Here is a 17,784-nt window from a genome sequence, read left to right on the forward strand (position 1 = left end):
AGCCTCGCATCTTGAGGGAAAGCTTTCGCCCTAATGAACGGGATTAGGCCGACTCCGCATATCAATCCCGATCACGTTTTCGCGTTCCCGGGCCGGATCAGGCAGGCTTGTCCTGTGCCGTTACCACCGCGTCGATAAGCACCTTGGCATCATCGGACGACCATTCGGCGGGCCCATACATCGAGCCGATCTCGCAGCCGTCGCCGTCTATCAGCATGGTCGTGGGAAGGCCGGCGGCACGCCCGCGCGAACGCAGCTCGTTGAAGATGCCCATCGTGTTGTCGGCATAAAGCGTGAGAGCATCGGTGCCCATGTCTTCAAGGAATTTTCTCGCCTTCTCGAGCGGACCGCGATCGACGCTGACGGCAACCACCGCGAAATCCTCACCGCCGCGTTCCGCCTGCAGCCGGTCGAGCGCGGGCATTTCCTTCCGGCAGGGTGCGCACCAGGTCGCCCAGAGATTGAGGAGCAGGGTCTTGTCCTTGAAATCGGCGATGGTAATCGTCTTGCCGTCCGCGTCCTGAAAGGAAAGATCGGCAACGCTTAACGGCTGTTTCGCCGGAAGGAACGCGGCAACCTCTCCCGTTGCGGCCGCTTTGCCCGCCTTGCCCGCCGAAAGTGCGGCCTGGCAGGCGCTCCCGCCCGGCAAAACATTGCCATTCACCCCGCCGATCACGTATACCGCGCTTGAGATCGCGACCAGTCCTGTCACGCCGAGCGCGGTGAATGCCATCAGTCGGCGGGAGCGGGTTTTCGTCACGTCCGTCATTGTCTTTCCGTTTTATCCTATCCCGAAGGATACGTTCATGAGCAACCGCATGTGGGGCGGCCGATTCGCCGAGGGGCCCGACGCCATCATGGAGGAGATAAATGCCTCCATCGACTACGATCGCAAGCTCTATCGGCAGGATATCGCCGGCTCGAAGGCCCATGTGCGCATGCTGGCTGAAGGCAATATCGTGTCGAAGGACGACGCGGACAAGATCGCCGAAGGCCTCGACGCGATCCTTTCCGAAATAGAAAGCGGTGAATTCGCCTTTTCCCGGGCGCTTGAAGACATTCACATGAACGTGGAAGCCCGGCTTGCGGACCTGATCGGCCCGGCCGCGGGGCGGCTTCATACCGCGCGCTCGCGCAACGATCAGGTTGCGACCGATTTTCGCATCTGGGTGCGCGATACGCTCGATACATTCGACGAGCAGTTGACCGACCTTATAAGGGCGCTTGCGACGCGCGCGGAAGAATACGCCGGCACTGTCATGCCGGGCTTCACGCACCTGCAGACGGCGCAGCCCGTGACCTTCGGCCATCACCTGATGGCCTATGTGGAGATGTTCGCCCGCGACCGTTCGCGCATGCGCGATGCAAGGAAACGGATGAACGAATGCCCGCTCGGTTCGGCAGCGCTTGCCGGGACGTCGTTCCCGATCGACAGGGAAATGACGGCTGCCGCGCTCGGCTTCGACCGGCCGACGGCGAATTCGCTCGATGCGGTTTCCGATCGCGATTTTGTGATCGAGGCGGTTTCGAATGCGTCGATCGCCGCGATGCATCTTTCGCGGCTGGCGGAGGAAATCGTGATCTGGTGCTCCGCCCAGTTCGGCTTCATTCGCCTGTCGGACAAATTCTCGACCGGCTCGTCCATCATGCCGCAAAAGAAGAACCCGGACGCAGCCGAGCTGGTGCGGGCGAAATCCGGCCGTATCTACGGCGGGCTCACGGGCCTTCTCGTTATGATGAAGGGCCTACCGCTCGCCTATTCCAAGGACATGCAGGAAGACAAGGAGCAGGCGTTCGACGCGCTCTCCAGCCTGTCGCTTGCTCTGGCCGCCATGACGGGCATGGTCCGCGACTTGGAAGCCAACGAAAAGGCGATGAAAAAGGCCGCCGGCTCCGGGTATTCCACGGCGACAGACCTCGCCGACTGGCTGGTGCGCGTTGTCGGAATGCCGTTCCGCGAAGCGCACCACATCACCGGACGCATCGTCGCCGTCGCGGCGGAAAAAGGCATCGATCTGCACCGCGTTTCGCTTGAAGACATGCAAACGGTCGACAACCGCATCACGGACGACGTCTATTCCGTGCTTTCCGTCGACAAATCCGTGAGAAGCCGCACGAGCTACGGCGGTACATCGCCGGTCAACGTGCGCAAGCAGGCGCGGCGCTGGCTGAAGGCGCTTGACCGCGAGACGGCGAAAGGCTGACGGGCATTGGCGGCGGATTCATTTGTCCGTGAGCAAGAGGGTTGCGATCCTGCCGCCGAACGTGCAAGGAAATCATTGCAGGCAGGATGCTCTGCCATTTCTTGACGCGGTCAGCCTGAAGCGGGTTTGTTCCGGGGGTGGAATTCGGTGACGAAAGCACTCAAGCTATTGGTTCTCGTGACGGCTCTCGCCTCGCTGACGCTTGCCGGCTGCGGACGGCGCGGCTCGCTCGATCGCCCAAGGTCGGCTCCGGCGGTCGTGTCCGATCCGGCGACCGCGGAGCAGGCTGAGCCGGATGCTCCGCGAAAACGGGACACGCCGTTCATTCTCGACGCCATTATCTGAATATTCCACACGATTTCCGGCAGTTTCCAGGGAAAGTTCCGCCAAACCCGCCGGCTGACGACAGATCAGGACGACGCGCGTGCATCACTTCGCCTACAAGAACGACGTCCTCCACGCGGAGGACGTGTCGATACCGGAAATGGCGGAAGCTGTCGGCACGCCCTTCTATTGCTATTCGACGGCGACATTGACACGTCACTTCACGGTGTTTTCAGAAGCCTTCAAGGGCATTCCCACCCTTGTCTGCTATGCGATGAAGGCGAATTCGAACCAGGCGGTGTTGACGACGCTCGCCCGCCTTGGTGCGGGCATGGACGTGGTGTCCGAAGGCGAGTTGCGCCGCGCGCGCGCCGCGGGTGTGCCGGGCGACAGGATCATGTTTTCAGGCGTTGGAAAGACGCCGCAAGAGCTCGCCCACGCGCTTGACGAGGATATTCTCTGCTTCAACGTCGAAAGCGAGCCCGAGCTTCTGATGCTCTCGGAAATCGCCAGCCAGAAGGGCAAGACCGCGCGGATTTCGCTCCGCATCAATCCGGATGTTGATGCGCGTACCCACGCCAAGATCTCCACCGGGAAGGCGGAAAACAAGTTCGGCATTCCCTGGCAACGGGCGCGCGAGGTCTATGCGGAAGCCGCCGGGCTGCCAGGCATCGAGGTGAACGGCATCGACATGCATATCGGCTCCCAGATCACGGATCTCGAGCCATTCGATGCTGCGTTTTCGCGCCTTGGCGGACTGATCGGGCAGCTTCGCGCCGACGGCCATGATATCGAGCATATCGACCTCGGCGGCGGTCTCGGCATTCCCTATCACGACAACAACGAGCCGCCTCCGCACCCGGATGCCTATGCCGACGTCGTGCGCAAGCATGTCGAAAAGCTCGGTTGCAGGATCATATTCGAGCCTGGCCGGCTGATCGCGGGAAATGCGGGCATCCTCGTCACGCGAGTAATCTACGTGAAAAAGGGCGCGGCAAAGACCTTCGTCATCGTCGATGCGGCGATGAACGACCTGGTTCGCCCGACGCTTTACGACGCCCATCACGAGGTTCGCCCCGTCGCCCTCGACAAGCTGGACCGGCCCAGAATCACCGCCGATGTGGTGGGCCCGGTCTGCGAAACGGGCGATTATCTGGCGCTCGGCCGCGAAATGCCGGATGTCCTGCCGGGCGATCTTCTGGCCGTGTTTTCCGCCGGTGCATATGGTGCGGTGCAGGCATCGACCTATAATTCCCGCCCGCTTGTTCCGGAAGTGCTCGTAAAGGAAGGGGAATTCGCCGTCGTGCGCCCGCGCCCGAGCCATCAGGACCTTATCGACCTCGACCGTATTCCCGGCTGGCTCTCCGAATCTTGATGCCGGGCGCTCGATGCGCCTTGCCGAAGCCATAGAGATGCCCCACCCTATTGTCTTTCGGCGGATGCGGCTGGCTTGGCCTGACCCGCGAATGACACGGAGAGCGGCGTGACCGATACGCATAAGGCCGAAGCCGACCCCTCGCGCGATGCGGAACCGGCCGGTCCCGACCTTGCCCGGGCGTACGAAAGCAAGCTTTCACGGCTGATCCTGCAAAGCAGACTTGCGCTCTTCTGGGAAGGGTTCTGGCCTCTTCTCGTGCCGGTTCTCGTCGTCGCCGGTCTTTATGTGGGACTGTCCTGGACGGGAGTTTGGCTTTTCCTTCCAGTGTGGCTAAGGGTTATAGCGCTTGCGCTTTTCGCCGCCACATTCGTCTGGACGGTTCTTCCGTTGCGCAAAGTGCGCTGGCCGAGCCGGGACAAGGCGTTGCATCGCGTCGAGACGGAATCCGGCGTTCGTCATCGCCCCGTCAAGGCGATCGAGGACGAACTGGCCGGCGGCCGCGGAGATGCACAGTCTCAGGCGCTTTGGGAGGCGCACCGGCGCCGCATGGCGGTAACATTGAAGTCGCTGAAAGCCGGCTGGCCGCGCCCGGGTGCGTTCCGCGCCGACCCTTATGGCCTCAGAACGCTCGCCGGCATGCTTTTGGTGGTCGGTTTCGTTTCAAGCGGAGAAGACCGCTGGTCGCGCCTGTTCGATCTGTTTCCCGCCGAAGCCGACACAGCAGGCGTTGCGACACGTATCGATGCCTGGATTACACCACCCGTCTACACGGAAAGACCGCCGATATTCCTGACCGGGGCCACTGCGGAACTTCGCGATCCGTCATCGGCCATACGCATTCCGGAAGGCAGCGAGCTCGTGATCCGTTCGCAAGGAAGCGACGCGGTTGCCGTCAGTTTCATCGGCACCGAAGGCGAAGCGCAGCCTATCGAACCGCTGGACGCCGCCGATATCACCGATCCCTCGCAACCTGTCGACCGGCGTTCGGTGATCGAGGAAAACGGGAGCGTCCTTATCAGCGATGGCGGAACGCCCGTCCTGCAATGGGCGTTTTCCGTCGAACCGGACAGGCAACCGGAAATCCGGCTTCTCGACGATCCCGAGGAGCAGTTCAGCGGCAGCCTGAAATTCACCTACCGCGTCAAGGACGACTATGGCGTCGTCTCCGCAGCCGCCCGGATACGCCCGGTCGCGCGGCCGGAACGCGAAAATTCGGCAAATCCGCGCCCTCTTGCGGAAGCTCCGGAGTTTCCCCTTTCGTTGCCGACGGGCGATCGCAGGTCGGGCACCGGCGAGACCTACCAGGACCTGACATCCCATCCCTGGGCGGGCTCCGAAGTGGAGCTGGTGATGAGCGCGCGCGATCAGGCCGGCCAGGAAGGCTACTCCGAGCCCCACCGCTTCACGCTGCCGCAGCGCCGCTTCGCGAAGCCACTTGCGCGGGCCATCGTCGAGCAGCGCCGTGAACTGGCGCTCGATGCCAATTCGCAGCTTCGGGCGATCGATGCTTTCGATGCACTCCTGATCGCACCCGACCGTTTCTTCGAGGAGCCGAAACACTACCTCGGCACCCGCTTTGCCTATCGCGAGCTTGTGAAGGCGGAAACGGATGAGGACCTGAAGCAGGTTCTGGATCTTCTCTGGGATGTCGCCGTGACGATCGAGGATGGTGACCTCTCTGTCGCGGAACGGCGATTGAGGGACGCGCAAGAGGCCTTGCGCCGCGCGCTGGAGGAAGGTGCGTCGGATGAGGAGATCGCACGCCTGACCGAGGAACTTCGCCAGGCGATGAATGACTATTTCCAGTCCCTTGCGCAGCAGCTCCGGCAGAATCCCAATGCCCTGCAGCAGTTCGACCAGGATCTTCAGTCGCTCAGACCTCAGGATCTTGACGAGATGCTGGACCGGATCGAGGAACTTGCGCGTTCAGGCTCGCGCGACGCGGCCCGCGAACTGCTGTCGCAGATGCAGCGGATGATGGAAAATCTTCAGGCTGGGCGCCAACAGAACATGCCGCAGGGCATGAACCAGGAGATGATGGAGGCGCTGAACGAGCTTGGCCGCATCATACAGCGTCAGCAGGAACTGATGGACCAGACCCACCGCTTCGACCAGAATCAGCAGGGTCAGCAGGGTCAGCAGGGTCAAAGGGGCCAACAAGGCCAGCAGGGCCAGAGAGGGCAGCAGGGTCGGCAGGGGCAAGGCAACCGACCGATGACGCCTGAAGAACTTGCGGAAGCACTCCAGCAGTTGCAGCAGGAGCAGGGCGATCTGGCCGAACAGCTCCAGCAGCTCATGGAAGCGCTCGAGCAGAACGGAATGCAGCCGAACGAGCAGCTTGGTCAGGCCGGTGAATCCATGGGCAACGCGGGCGAGGAACTTGGCCGGGGCGACACGGGTAACGCCGTTGGCGAGCAGGGCAATGCGCTGGAAGCATTGCGACAGGGCGCCCAGGGCATGATGGAACAGATGATGGGCGATCAGGGCCAGGGGCCGGGACGTGGCCTGGCGCGCGGACGCAGCCCGTTGGACGAGGATCCGCTCGGCCGCCCGCGCCGTACCGAAGGACCTGATTTCGGCGACCGCGTTCGCGTTCCCGACGAAATCGACGTCCAGCGAGCGCGCCGTATTCTCGAGGAGCTGCGGCGCCGCTTCTCCGATCCGTCCCGCCCGCCGTTCGAGCTGGATTATCTGGAGAGGCTGCTGGAGCGGCAGTGAGGAAGGCCGAAACGACTTGTCAAAGGCCGCCTCATAGCATTGGAGAGCCCTTTAGCATCTCGTGGCAGGTTTGCAGATCACGCCATCAAACGGCGTTCGTCTCGGTTGATGCCGACGATGGCATCGGTCACCGCCTGCCGGATTTCCGCAAGCGAGAACGGCTTCGTGACGACGTCATGCACGAGGCCGTCAAGACCGCTCGCCCTTTCGCGCTGATCGGCAAATCCGGTCATAAGCAGAATCGGCATTTGGGGCTTGTCGCGCGCAGCCACAAGCGCAAGGGCGATCCCGTCCATCACGGGCATCTTGATGTCGGACAGCATCAGGTCGAAGCCGTCATCATCATCCTGAAGAACCTCGGCGGCGGCCGCGCCGTCTTCGGCGGCGACCACGGTGTGCCTGTCGAGTTCCAGCGCCCGCTTCACGAAGCTGCGGACCGCCTCATCGTCTTCTGCCAGAAGAATGCGCGCCATTTTACGTCCCCGTTTTCGAATCACGCGGCCTTCTGCCGTCATCCTCTTCGACGATCACATGACCGATAAATGGCAATTGCCGCCATTTGTGCCCCATATCCATGCCATAGCCGACGACGAATCGGTCCGGGCAGGTGAACCCCACGTAGTCGGCATTGATGGCGGCGATGCGGCGATGCGGCTTGTCGAGAAGCGCTGCCACCTTCACCGATCTTGCGCCGCGATCAGTCAGAAGGTCCTTCGCGTAGGCCAGCGTGCGCCCGCTTTCGAGAATGTCATCCACGAGTATCACGTCGCGTCCCGAAACGTCGCTTTCGACATCCCGCAGGATCTTGACTTCGCCCGATGATTTCGTGCCCGCCCCATAGCTGGAAAGATGAATAAACTCCATTTCGGGCGCCAGGCCGACATCGTGCATGGCCCGGGCAAGATCGGCGGCGAAGATGAAGCTTCCCTTCAAGACGGCGACGACCAGCAGGCTAACCGGCTCGGAATCGGCGATTTCGCGGGCAATCGCCTCGACGCGCCGGGCGATCTCCGCCTCGTCGTAAAGAACTTCTATATGCGGAGCTCCAGTCATCAGAGCTTTGCCTGCCTGTTCTTCCGGTCGGTGAAGCGGACCTGAATGTCCGCGGCAAGATCCGGCGGCGTGGAAAGCCGGGTGCGGAAACGCGTGGTTTTGCCCGCTTCGAGCTGCCTGACCCGCGGTTCGACGATCCAGGCATAGATTTCCTGGGCATCTTCGCTGCGCAATGCAAGACGGACTGCTGGAACATATGTCGGCTTTCGGGTTGGATTTTCAATCGTCCCCTCGATCACCAGCACCACCGACCCGTCTTCCAGCTCGCGGAATGTCCTCAGGTCGCGGAATGCGAGCCCCCTGAGGTTAACTTCCAACCCCGCCAGCTGATAAAGGCTGGCAAGGTCCGGGACTCGTGCGACGATTTCCGCTCGGAATTGAACCGACAGCGCCGCGACCGCGAGCGCCAGCGCGAAAACGAACGTTCCGGCAACACGCTGCAGCTTCAGTTTCTTGGTTGCCGATCTGATATTCGAAAACGCCCGTCCCTCGCGCGGCCTTTTCTCCCGGCGACGCCTGACCTTCACCTTCGGCTTTTTCGCCTGGCTTTCTATATCCTTTGGTTTTTGTGGTGCTTCGCTGGCGTAAGCCTGGGCGATTGTTTCCTGGACATCGGTGCCCGTTGCGGGAAGGGCCGTGTCCTCCGGCGCGCCCGCTCCGGCTTTGAAATCGGCTTGCTCTTCGATGCTGCCGGAAGCGGCTTCCACCCATTCATCGGCCGCACCGCCGCCTGCCTCAAGGGGCAAATCCGCGACGCCTGGTTCGTTATTTTCAACAGGATCGTCGTCCGGCGACGCATGCCAGCGTTTGTCGCACCTTGTGCATTTTACCAAGCGGCCGGATGTGCCGAGCGATTCGGGCTCTATGTCATATGCAGTTGAGCAGTTTGGACAGATGATCTTCATTGCGGAAGACCCGATCCTCTTCGGCTGGATCGGTCGTTCCGGATCCGGGTGCGATCCGGATGTCGGAAAGCCGATCGCATATCAAGTTCCAGTGTATTCGCCCTGCGTTCGCTCGTAGGCCGGATGCACCAGTGTATCCCGTCGGTTATGCCCGCGCGGGCGTTAACAGGCGGCAAACCCGAGTGCCCGCAGCTCGTTCTGGTCAGGCTGCCGATTCGGTTCGGCAACGCGCATTTCCAATGCCATGACGCATTCATATCATTAATGAAGCGTTAACGCGCCGCCTCTAGGTTACGAAAATCTTAATGAGGACGCACAGTGATTCGCTTTGAAAACGTTGGTCTGCGGTATGGGATGGGATCCGAGGTCCTGCGCGACCTGACATTCAGCATCGAGCCGCAATCCTTTCAGTTTCTGACGGGCCCATCCGGCGCGGGCAAGACATCGCTTATGCGCCTGCTTTTTTTGTCGATGAAGCCGACCCGCGGCATCGTGAACGCGTTTGGCCGCGATACGTCGGCCGTTTCGAAATCCGAGCTTCCGGGGCTCAGGCGCCGGATCGGCATCGTGTTTCAGGATTTTCGCCTGCTCGACCATATGACAACTTACGAAAATGTGGCTTTGCCGTTGCGTGTTCTGGGACAGGAGGAAAGCGACTATCGCTCGGACGTGATAGAATTGCTGAAATGGGTGGGCCTTGGTGAGCGCATGCATGTGCTTCCACCCGTGCTGTCAGGTGGTGAGAAGCAGCGCGCGGCAATCGCGCGGGCGTTGATCACGCGTCCCGAACTTCTGCTCGCCGACGAGCCTACGGGCAACGTGGACCCGCCACTTGCTCGCAGGCTCCTTCGTCTGTTCATCGAGCTCAACCGGCTTGGAACGTCGGTCGTGATCGCCACGCATGATCTTGCGCTAATGGAACAGGTCGATGCACGGCGCATGATCCTGAACGAAGGGCGGCTTTCGATCCATGACTAAGACGGGAAAACCGCTATTTGCAACTCAAGCCGCGCAGGAAAGTCCCGCCAGGCAGAGCGGCGGGGTGCGTCAGCGCCCGCGCAAAAACACGAAAGCGGGAAAGCCTCCCCGTCCCCCTGTCGCAGCAGGGCAAGCCAGGGCCAAGCGGCGCAGCGGCGGATTGCGCCCTCCCGCGGCGATTGTACCGCCGCAGGCCGTTGCCGGGCGTGCGCTCACTCTCGTCGTCGCCATCATGAGCTTTCTGGCATGCGTTACGGTCGGTTCCGTAGCGATCGTGCGCGAAGCGGCTGACGACTGGGCGAATGAAATCACCCGGGAACTGACAATCCAGATCCGCCCGGCCGACGGCGTCGACATGCTGCGCGAGATCGACAAGGCGATCGCGCTGGCGCAGGAGTTCCAGGGCGTTGGCACGGTGCACGCCCTTTCCGATGCCGAAACCAGGGAGCTGCTCAGGCCATGGCTGGGCGACGGTCTGGATCTGGACGCCCTGCCTGTGCCGCGCCTGATCAAGGTTTCGGTCGACGACCCCCAAGCCCTGGATCTTGCCGCCCTGCGGCAAGCGGTGTCGCGGGAGATCGCCGGTGGAAGCCTCGACGATCATTCGGCGTGGACGGACAGGCTGGCATCGATGGCGAATGCGGTGGTGATCGCCGGATTTGCGATACTCGTGCTGGTGTTGTGGTCGATGGTACTCTCGGTCGTGTTCGCAACACGCGCGGCAATGTCCGGCAACCGGGAGGTCGTTGAGGTCTTGCACTTCGTCGGCGCCGAGGAAAGCTTTATCGCCCGCGAGTTCCAGCGCCATTTCCTGCTCTTGGGATTAAAGGGCGGAATAATCGGCGGCGCTATAGCCTGCGTTATTTTCATCGGTCTCGACGTTCTGGCCGATCGGCGTTCCGCCCTGCCGGGCGTGGAGCAGGCGACAGTGCTTTTCGGAGACCTCTCGGTAGGCCCTGCCGGCTACCTTGGTATCCTCGCGGTGATCTTCCTCGTGACCGTCCTGACCGCTATAACGTCCCGTTTTTCGGTTCACATGCATCTTGCGCAACTTGACTAGGGTCCAAACCCCAACGCTTTGATGCCGTTTTTAAGCCCGAATCACATAGCATGGTCCGTCAACACCAGAAGCCAATGAGAAGGAATCGCATAGAAGGCATGGTCGAACCGGGTGCAACTTCCGTCCCGACGGATCACCAGTTCGATGGGGATTCGGCGCATGACGCGCGCACGGCCTTGCCTGCGACGCGCAGGAAAACGCGCGCGTCCGGTCTTCTGAGGGTTGTAGTTGCGGTTATGGTGTTGGCCGTTTTCCTGGGGTTCGGTCTGTTCGTGGGAAGCTTTCTCCGCTTCGCTTCGATGGTTGCCGAAGTCGCGCCGCCGGCGGTCCTTTCGAGTGACGGGATCGTGGTGCTTACCGGGGGAAGCGATCGGGTTACACAGGCCCTGCATCTTTTCAAGGCAAGCGAGGCCAAGCGCCTTTTGATAAGCGGTGTCCATCCGCAGACGACACGCGAGCAGATCGTGCGGATGACGGACAGCGACATGACACTGTTCGAATGTTGCATCGATCTGGACCGCGAGGCGCTGAACACCACCGAGAATGCCCGCGAGACGGCGAAATGGGCGCATCGCGAAGGCTTTTCGGAACTGCTTGTGGTCACAAGTTCGTACCACATGCCGCGATCGCTTCTGGAACTTCAGGCGGCGATGCCGAACATCACGCTTGTGCCATATCCGGTGGTGCGTGATGATCTCGATGTCAACCATTGGTATCTCGACGGGGCGACGACCCGGCTTCTATTGCGGGAATATGTGAAGTATATCGTTGCAAGGCTTCGCACGGAGGCGCGGCTCGACCTTGGGACGACCGAGGCGGCATCCCTGACCTCCGACTGACCGTGCTCGATTCCGGACCACCTGATGCTTGCTCTGCGTTCGCTTCTTTTCAACGCCGCTTTCTATGTTTCCACATTGGTTCTGATGGTCGTCTGGCTGCCCGTGCTGCTGCTGCCGCGCCGGTGGAGCTGGCATGTCGTACCATTCTGGGCGCGGCTCAATATCAGCGCGCTTCGGTGGATCGCGGGGATCGAACTGGAGGTGCGCGGTCGAGAGAATATTCCCGAAGGCGGGTTCATTGTCGCGGCCAAGCACCAGTCCGCGCTGGAAACCTTCGCCCTCGTGCCCTTGTTCCGTGATCCGACGTTCATCCTTAAGCGCGAACTTCGCTATATCCCGATTTTCGGCTGGTACACCTCACGCTTGAAACAGATACCGGTGGACCGGGGCAAGAGGTCGCAGGCACTCACCTCCATGACGAAGCACGCGCGCGAAGCGATCGACGAAGGACGACAGATCCTCATTTTTCCAGAAGGAACGCGCAGACCGGCGGGTGCGGAGCCGAAGTTTAAATATGGTGTGGTGCATTTGTACAAGGAACTGGGCTGCAAGGTGCTTCCCGTAGCGCTCAATACCGGGCTTTTCTGGCCGAGGCGCGGTTTTCTGCGGTTCCCCGGAAAGGTCGTTTTCGAAATCCTCCCGCCCATAGAGCCAGGCCTGCCCCAGAGTGAGTTTTCAGAAACGCTGGTTCGGGAAATCGAGACCGTTTCGGACCGCCTGATCGAGGAGGCTGCCGTGGCCAACCCTGACCTACCGGTTCTCGATCGCGTTGCCGAAAGGTGGCAAGAACGGGGGAAAATACTCCCCGCCCGGCATGTCCGGGATCCCGCAGACTCTTGAATCGGCAGGAAAAGTCGCCACTTCTTGATATGTTGCAATGAGATCCATGATAGCGGTTGGTTGTTGTTCCGTTTTTGTTCTATAGTCCGGATCTTGAGTTGAATGCGGATTTATCCGGCGAGGAGCGAAAAGCTTCAGGGAACAGGATGAGCGAACAAGCCCTTGAATTGTCGACAAGCGAAGAGAGAGACGAAGCGCCGCAGGTGGCGCGCATGCTCGGTCTCGGCGATCGCTATCGCTATTTCTATGGTGCTTCGGGACGCCGCTATCTTTTCTCGTCAGTACCGGTGGAAACGATCGAGGATTATCCCAACGCCGTCGTTGTGCTTGAAGCCCTTGCCGATGCCGCCGCCAGAAGCGGCAACCCATGGATCGGTGAGATCGATCGCGACGGCAAGCGCCGGGGTGCTTTATCTCTCAGTTGCAAGCTTGCCGATGCGCGTGCCTATGTTCACCTTCTCGCAAGCGGCGCATCCGACAGGAAAGCGGCGTTGGACGATCTTCTGAAAGCCTACGGCTGAGCCCGAAGGCCGCTTTCTTTCGCTGCGGCATCCCCCGCCAATTTCCGTGAAAGCCACGATAGGACCGGATCGTGAATGCCAAGCTGGTCCAGGTGGTTGGCCGTATTGATGACATACTCGGGGTTCGCGCCCGACTGGCCTTGCGCGCCCCTCACCACATGCAGCAGGTTTTCGCGCGGCAGTACGCCGGCATATTGATCGTGCTCCCGGTCCACAAGGAACGTTAGCGCTTGCGTGCGTGTGGCAAACCCGTCCTCCAGCCTCAATGCACGGGTCGCTTCCTTGTAGATCATGGTCACCTGTTCGCGCTCGCGCAAGTAAGCGATCACCTCTTCCCGGTTTTTGGCGGCTACGCGAAACGCCATTCCCTTGCAGGCTCCGCCGCGGTCGAGTCCGAGAACCAGGCCGGGTCGTTCACGCGTGCCGCGGTGTACCCAGGAATAGACGCAGAGCGAACGATGCGCGCCATGCAATAACGCCGGAACGGCCTCTTCATAGGAAAAACCGGGCCGCCACATCAGCGACCCGTATCCGAAGACCCACAAATCCTGCATTCGCGTTTTCCGCTTTCTTGATACCGCGTTTCAGGTGCTTGGGAGGTAGCAAGGGCAAGCGGTCCGTGCAATGGGGAGGCTCGGTCGCGCCGATAAAATCATCGTATGCCACCTGCCGCTTGCATCCCGCCGCCCTGCATGCTTCTTCGCAGGAAATGAGACATTGAAAGCATCGATGCCACGAAAGGCCGCGAAGCGCCCATGCCCGAAAAAAGCCTTCCCCGAAAGCCATCCCGCAGGGGTTATATCGTTCTCGGTCTCCTTGTCGCCGTCGTCATTGGCGCCTGGACCACTTACTGGGCCGTCGCGCGCGGTGCAATTGTCGATGTGCTTGCAAATTCAAGGAAGACGGCAAGCGCAAGCGGCGGCGAATTCGCCTGCTCAAATCAGTCCGTAGGCGGCTTTCCCTTCCGGTTCGAGCTGACCTGCGCTCCCCTGCAGGCGGGAGATGCAGCCGGGGCGAGGCTGACGCTTGCCGGACTCAGGGCGGTCGTGCTTGCCTATAATCCCCGCCACCTGATTTTCGAGGCGGATGCCCCGCTCGAAGTATCGCCCGGACGCGCGGGCGGCAGTCTGTCCATGCCGGCATTGTCTGCCGGCTGGGAGACGGCAAGGGCGAGCGTGCGCCTCCAGGAAGATGCGCTCGGGCGGGCCGATGCCATCTTCGAAGCGCCGAAGCTGGTCCTGACGGCAGGCAGCGCCGCGCCGTTCAGTATGGTTTCGCAAAGCGGGGAAATTCATATCCGCCGCGCTTCAGACACCGCGTCGGGGGTCGATGTCGCGCTGAGCCTGTCGCAGATCCGGGCGGGAAGCGAAATCGCGCCCCTTGATGCCAAGTTGGTGCTGCACCTGCCGTATGCGGCGTCTCTTCTTGCCGGCCGGCCTTCGGAACCGCTGGCCGCCCTGCTCAGGGCGCCCGGCGGTATCGGAATCACGGATCTGAGGCTGAAAAGCGGCGAGACGACGCTTGCCGGGGGCGGATCGCTGGGCCTCGACGACGATGGGTTGCTGAACGGGACGCTGGAGCTCAAGGTCGCAGGTGTCGACAAGCTTTCCGAGGTACTTCGCCCCGTTTTCCCCCCAGGGTCGAACATTCCGCAAAGCCTGCAGGGAGCTTTGCAGGGCTTCGGCGCTAAATCGGAAATCGACGGTGAGGAAACCGCCGAAGTCACGGTTACGTTCGACCGTAGCACCGCCCGCGTCGGCCTTATCCCGCTCGGAAAGGTGCCGCCGGCGTTCTGACGCCCGCCTCTTACATTCCCGCTTGCTGCAGTGCCAGGCGGTCGATCGGGATGATGTAGCCTTTCCAGCCGGCGGGTTCCGCGATCTTGTCGTAGAGCGTGACCGCGGGTTCGTTCCTGCCGGGCACGATCCAGCGCAGTTCCAGCCAGCCGCGGCTTTGTCCTTCGTTTACGAGCGCCTCGATCATTTTCCGGGCGATGCCCTTGCGCCGTTCGTCGGGCGTCACGTAAATCTCGTCGAGCTGCCCGATCCTGAGGCCGGTGATGATTTCCGGCAGATCGAAATAGATCGCGAAGCCGATAGCCCGCTCGCCATCGAAAGCGCCGATCATCTTCGCCGTCGGATCGTTCAGGATACGTTCCGCATAATACTGGTCGGGCCGCCGCGGCGCGCCGCGCCTTTGCGCCTGGGCGTATTCGGCGATCAATGGCGCTAGCGCCAGCGCGTCGTCCAGACCGAGTGACTTGATTGCGACGTGTGTCATTGAAACTCCGAAGCCGAAAATTGAACCTTGCCGCAAGAGTGTCCGCGATGGCGCGGCCAATCAAGACGGCTTGCCGGAGCCCGCACCGTTTATCGGTGCGGTGTCTCTTTATTGCGCCCGTTTGTAGACCGCGGAATTCGAGATGCGGCCTTCGCCCGGCACTTCAACGGTCTGCTCTATCTCAAGCGAGCGGCCGTCTTCGGAAAGGGTTCTGCGCGCCCTCATAAGCGTGAGGCCTTTTCGTTTTCCTTCCGACGTCAGGGTCCGTTCGCCTTCGAAATAGAGCGACAGCCTGTCTATGAGGCCGCTTTCGCTCATCCGTGTTTCCGGGCCGTCGGGGACGCCGGAAATCTCCGCTTCCATCTTCTCGCCGTCCGCTTCCACGACCGTCATCAGAATGCGGACAAGCCCGAATTCCTCTTCGATGCGGCAGGAGGCGGATTGCGGCGGCGCGCTCTGGTCGAACTCGCTCTCGTCGTGGTCGAGCAGCCAGGTGCCGAGGAAGGGTGCGATCTTTTCAACTGTGTCGGACATGGATGCCTTACTCACATTACCCGTAACGCGATAAGCCCCGGCGTATGCCGGGGCTTCGTCAGCGCGTATATCTGGATCAGGCACTCATGTTTTCGAGCTCGGCGACGATGGCATCGCCCATCTCGGCAGTGCTGACCGTCGCTTCGCCCTGCGTGGCGAGATCCCGCGTGCGCAAGCCCTTGTCGAGGGCGGTGGCGATCGCCTTGTCCACGAGATCGGCTTCCTCGATCATGTCGAACGAATAGCGCAGCGCCATCCCGAAGGAAGCGATCATGGCAATCGGGTTGGCCGCGCCCGTTCCGGCGATGTCCGGAGCGGAACCGTGCACCGGCTCGTAAAGGGCCTTGCGCTTGCCGGTCTTCGCATCCGGCGCGCCCAGCGATGCGGAAGGCAGCATGCCAAGGGAGCCGGTCAGCATCGCCGCCACGTCCGACAGCATGTCGCCGAACAGGTTGTCGGTTACGATCACGTCGAACTGTTTCGGCCAGCGCACGAGTTGCATGCCACCGGCATCGGCCAGCATATGCTCCAGCTCAACGTCCTCGTAGCCGTGCTTGTGGACGTCGTCGACCACGTCATGCCAGAGCACACCGGTTTTCATGACGTTGCGCTTTTCCATGGAGGTGACCTTGTTGCGGCGGGTGCGCGCAAGCTCGAAGGCCATCTTGGCGATACGTTCGATCTCGTAGGTATCGTAGACCTGCGTGTCGACGCCGCGCTTCTGGCCATTGCCGAGATCGGTGATCTCCTTCGGTTCGCCGAAGTACACGCCGCCGGTCAGCTCCCGCAGAATGAGGATATCGAGACCCTCGATGACGTCGTGCTTCAGAGATGACGCATCGGCCAGTGCCGGATAGCAGATGGCCGGCCGCAGATTGGCGAAAAGCTCAAGATCCTTGCGCAGGCGCAGCAGGCCGGCTTCGGGCCTCACATCGTAGCCGACCTTGTCCCACTTGGGGCCGCCGACCGCGCCGAAAATGACGGCATCGGCGGCAAGCGCCTTTTGCATGGCGTCCTCGGAGATCGCCTTGCCGTGGGCGTCATAGGCCGCGCCGCCGACAAGGTCCTCCTCCGTCTCGAAGGTGTCGCCGCCGCGTGCGTTCAGCCACGCGATGACTTTCTTGACCTCGGCCATGATTTCCGGGCCGATACCGTCGCCGGGCAGGAGCAGGAGCTTGTGGGTTGCCATGGGTCGTCTTTCCGCCTTCGGGATGATTGTTCGACCCGTTCTGCTAAAGCCTCTCAGGCCTCTTGGCAAGATTGCAGCACATTTACGCCGCAGAACAGACGAAATGCAGGTTGTAGCTGTCGGGAGCGAGGTCGCCTGGTCTCAACTCCCTGCCGTCGATCGCGTGGGCGGAAACCACGTTGAAACCTGCTGACGCGAGCTGCCGCTCCTGAGCTTCGCGGTCGATGCAATAGACAAGGCCGCTGCGATGAATGGATCCCGTAATGATGGCGTATTCGTTTTCCGAGCGTTGGAACCGCGCAAGCCTATGGTGGTTCTTGAGCGCCCTCATCGCCTTGATGAAGCGCCAGCCGTAGCGCGGCCAACCGACCTGGGGTGTCTTGCGGGGCAATTTGGGCGGGCTCCCAGCCATCGTCCAGGCGCGGTTGTGGGTGGAAAAGACGAAAAGACCTTCGGGGGTTAGCCGGTCGCGGACGGCTCGCAGGAAAGATATCCGGTCATCGTGCGTCAGCACGTCGATGGTGTTGTAGGCGATCAGGATGAAATCGAACGCAGGTTCGCCCAGCTTTTCGAGTTCGCGCAGGTCGGAAACCGTGAAACGCGCGGCCGGATGGCGTTTCCTGGCATGGGCAAGCATTTGCGGCGATATATCCGTGCCGAGGTAGTCGGCGGCGTGTTTCAGCAGCGGACCGGTGGTGCGGCCCGAGCCGACGCCGAGGTCGAGCACGCGGCGGTTTTCGTAAACCTGCCTGTAGCGCTCGAAGATATGCGCTTCGGGGGGAGAAAGGCGTTCGCGCGCAAGCTTGCTCGCGACCCGTGCGCTCATGAACGCCCGGGCCGTAAGGTCGGTCATGGAGGGAACTCGCGCAATGGCCGGGGCCTGATCGGCGGCTGAACTATTGAGCGTCTTCATGGTCGGCTCTCTCAATTCCTGTGCCGAACCCATGGTAGCGTATAAAGC

19 protein-coding genes and 1 pseudogene are annotated in these 17,784 nt (G+C 61.5%); 10 read left to right on the forward strand and 10 right to left on the reverse strand.

Going from position 1 to position 17,784, the window contains the following annotated elements:
- Window positions 1–97 precede the first annotated feature (97 nt).
- On the reverse strand, window positions 98–769 hold the full coding sequence (gene tlpA, locus HPQ64_RS04050; protein WP_172887084.1) for a thiol:disulfide interchange protein TlpA: 672 nt from the start codon (window positions 767–769) through the stop codon (window positions 98–100).
- A gap of 37 nt (window positions 770–806) precedes the next feature.
- On the opposite strand from tlpA, the gene argH reads away from it, so the two are divergent.
- The 4 genes from argH to HPQ64_RS04070 all read left to right on the forward strand — a co-directional run bounded on the left by argH (window position 807) and on the right by HPQ64_RS04070 (window position 6,624).
- A complete protein-coding gene (gene argH / locus HPQ64_RS04055) occupies window positions 807–2,204 on the forward strand; it encodes an argininosuccinate lyase (RefSeq protein WP_172887085.1) in 1,398 nt (465 codons plus the stop codon).
- A 147-nt stretch (window positions 2,205–2,351) separates the two neighbouring features.
- The gene (gene lptM, locus HPQ64_RS04060) at window positions 2,352–2,549 is read left to right on the forward strand and encodes an LPS translocon maturation chaperone LptM (RefSeq protein ID WP_172887086.1); all 198 of its coding nucleotides are present in this window, start codon (window positions 2,352–2,354) and stop codon (window positions 2,547–2,549) included.
- 79 nt (window positions 2,550–2,628) lie between these two features.
- Window positions 2,629–3,903, forward strand: a complete 1,275-nt coding sequence (lysA, locus tag HPQ64_RS04065) for a diaminopimelate decarboxylase (RefSeq protein WP_172887087.1) — start codon at window positions 2,629–2,631, stop codon at window positions 3,901–3,903.
- 108 nt (window positions 3,904–4,011) lie between these two features.
- Window positions 4,012–6,624 (forward strand): TIGR02302 family protein, encoded by a 2,613-nt coding sequence (locus HPQ64_RS04070; protein ID WP_172887088.1) that lies wholly within the window; start codon window positions 4,012–4,014, stop codon window positions 6,622–6,624.
- Window positions 6,625–6,701: 77 nt separating this feature from the next.
- Here HPQ64_RS04070 and HPQ64_RS04075 read toward each other — a convergent pair whose 3' ends face one another.
- The 4 genes and pseudogenes from HPQ64_RS04075 to HPQ64_RS20785 all read right to left on the reverse strand — a co-directional run.
- A complete protein-coding gene (locus tag HPQ64_RS04075; RefSeq protein ID WP_172887089.1) occupies window positions 6,702–7,097 on the reverse strand; it encodes a response regulator in 396 nt (131 codons plus the stop codon).
- Between the two features lies 1 nt (window position 7,098).
- A complete protein-coding gene (gene hpt, locus HPQ64_RS04080) occupies window positions 7,099–7,677 on the reverse strand; it encodes a hypoxanthine phosphoribosyltransferase (RefSeq protein WP_172887090.1) in 579 nt (192 codons plus the stop codon).
- On the reverse strand, window positions 7,677–8,423 hold the full coding sequence (locus HPQ64_RS04085; RefSeq protein ID WP_172886370.1) for an FxLYD domain-containing protein: 747 nt from the start codon (window positions 8,421–8,423) through the stop codon (window positions 7,677–7,679). The genes hpt and HPQ64_RS04085 overlap by 1 nt, the downstream gene beginning before the upstream one ends.
- 60 nt (window positions 8,424–8,483) lie before the next feature.
- Window positions 8,484–8,582 (reverse strand): annotated as a pseudogene (locus HPQ64_RS20785) (zinc-ribbon domain-containing protein); the annotation flags it as partial.
- A 318-nt stretch (window positions 8,583–8,900) separates the two neighbouring features.
- On the opposite strand from HPQ64_RS20785, the gene ftsE reads away from it, so the two are divergent.
- The 5 genes from ftsE to HPQ64_RS04115 all read left to right on the forward strand — a co-directional run bounded on the left by ftsE (window position 8,901) and on the right by HPQ64_RS04115 (window position 12,820).
- Complete coding sequence (ftsE, locus tag HPQ64_RS04095) at window positions 8,901–9,560, forward strand: cell division ATP-binding protein FtsE (RefSeq protein ID WP_172887091.1); 660 nt, start codon at window positions 8,901–8,903, stop codon at window positions 9,558–9,560.
- Window positions 9,553–10,620 (forward strand): cell division protein FtsX, encoded by a 1,068-nt coding sequence (locus HPQ64_RS04100; RefSeq protein WP_210260080.1) that lies wholly within the window; start codon window positions 9,553–9,555, stop codon window positions 10,618–10,620. Before ftsE ends, HPQ64_RS04100 begins: the two co-directional genes overlap by 8 nt.
- Window positions 10,621–10,694: 74 nt before the next feature.
- Complete coding sequence (locus HPQ64_RS04105) at window positions 10,695–11,459, forward strand: YdcF family protein (RefSeq protein WP_210260081.1); 765 nt, start codon at window positions 10,695–10,697, stop codon at window positions 11,457–11,459.
- Between the two features lie 21 nt (window positions 11,460–11,480).
- Entirely contained in the window at window positions 11,481–12,299 is an 819-nt protein-coding gene (locus HPQ64_RS04110; RefSeq protein ID WP_172888499.1) for a lysophospholipid acyltransferase family protein, read from the forward strand.
- A 146-nt stretch (window positions 12,300–12,445) separates the two neighbouring features.
- Entirely contained in the window at window positions 12,446–12,820 is a 375-nt protein-coding gene (locus HPQ64_RS04115) for a hypothetical protein (RefSeq protein WP_172887092.1), read from the forward strand.
- Here the strand turns inward: HPQ64_RS04115 and HPQ64_RS04120 are convergent.
- On the reverse strand, window positions 12,811–13,374 hold the full coding sequence (locus tag HPQ64_RS04120; RefSeq protein WP_172887093.1) for a gamma-glutamylcyclotransferase: 564 nt from the start codon (window positions 13,372–13,374) through the stop codon (window positions 12,811–12,813). The two genes, HPQ64_RS04115 and HPQ64_RS04120, sit on opposite strands and share 10 nt — an antisense overlap.
- Before the next feature lie 201 nt (window positions 13,375–13,575).
- On the opposite strand from HPQ64_RS04120, the gene HPQ64_RS04125 reads away from it, so the two are divergent.
- Window positions 13,576–14,616, forward strand: a complete 1,041-nt coding sequence (locus HPQ64_RS04125; protein ID WP_172887094.1) for a DUF2125 domain-containing protein — start codon at window positions 13,576–13,578, stop codon at window positions 14,614–14,616.
- A 10-nt stretch (window positions 14,617–14,626) separates the two neighbouring features.
- On the opposite strand, the gene HPQ64_RS04130 is transcribed toward HPQ64_RS04125, so the two are convergent.
- The 4 genes from HPQ64_RS04130 to HPQ64_RS04145 all read right to left on the reverse strand — a co-directional run bounded on the left by HPQ64_RS04130 (window position 14,627) and on the right by HPQ64_RS04145 (window position 17,736).
- Window positions 14,627–15,100 (reverse strand): GNAT family N-acetyltransferase, encoded by a 474-nt coding sequence (locus HPQ64_RS04130; protein WP_172887095.1) that lies wholly within the window; start codon window positions 15,098–15,100, stop codon window positions 14,627–14,629.
- 108 nt (window positions 15,101–15,208) lie between these two features.
- Window positions 15,209–15,634, reverse strand: coding sequence for a hypothetical protein (locus HPQ64_RS04135; protein ID WP_172887096.1), 426 nt, complete (start codon window positions 15,632–15,634; stop codon window positions 15,209–15,211).
- A gap of 76 nt (window positions 15,635–15,710) precedes the next feature.
- Window positions 15,711–16,823: a 3-isopropylmalate dehydrogenase gene (gene leuB / locus HPQ64_RS04140; protein ID WP_172887097.1), complete on the reverse strand. Its 1,113-nt coding sequence runs from the start codon at window positions 16,821–16,823 to the stop codon at window positions 15,711–15,713.
- A gap of 82 nt (window positions 16,824–16,905) precedes the next feature.
- Window positions 16,906–17,736, reverse strand: coding sequence for a class I SAM-dependent methyltransferase (locus tag HPQ64_RS04145; RefSeq protein WP_172887098.1), 831 nt, complete (start codon window positions 17,734–17,736; stop codon window positions 16,906–16,908).
- Window positions 17,737–17,784 lie beyond the last annotated feature (48 nt).

It is taken from the genome of Hongsoonwoonella zoysiae (assembly GCF_013266695.1).
Taxonomy (GTDB): Bacteria; Pseudomonadota; Alphaproteobacteria; order Rhizobiales; family Stappiaceae; genus Hongsoonwoonella; species Hongsoonwoonella zoysiae.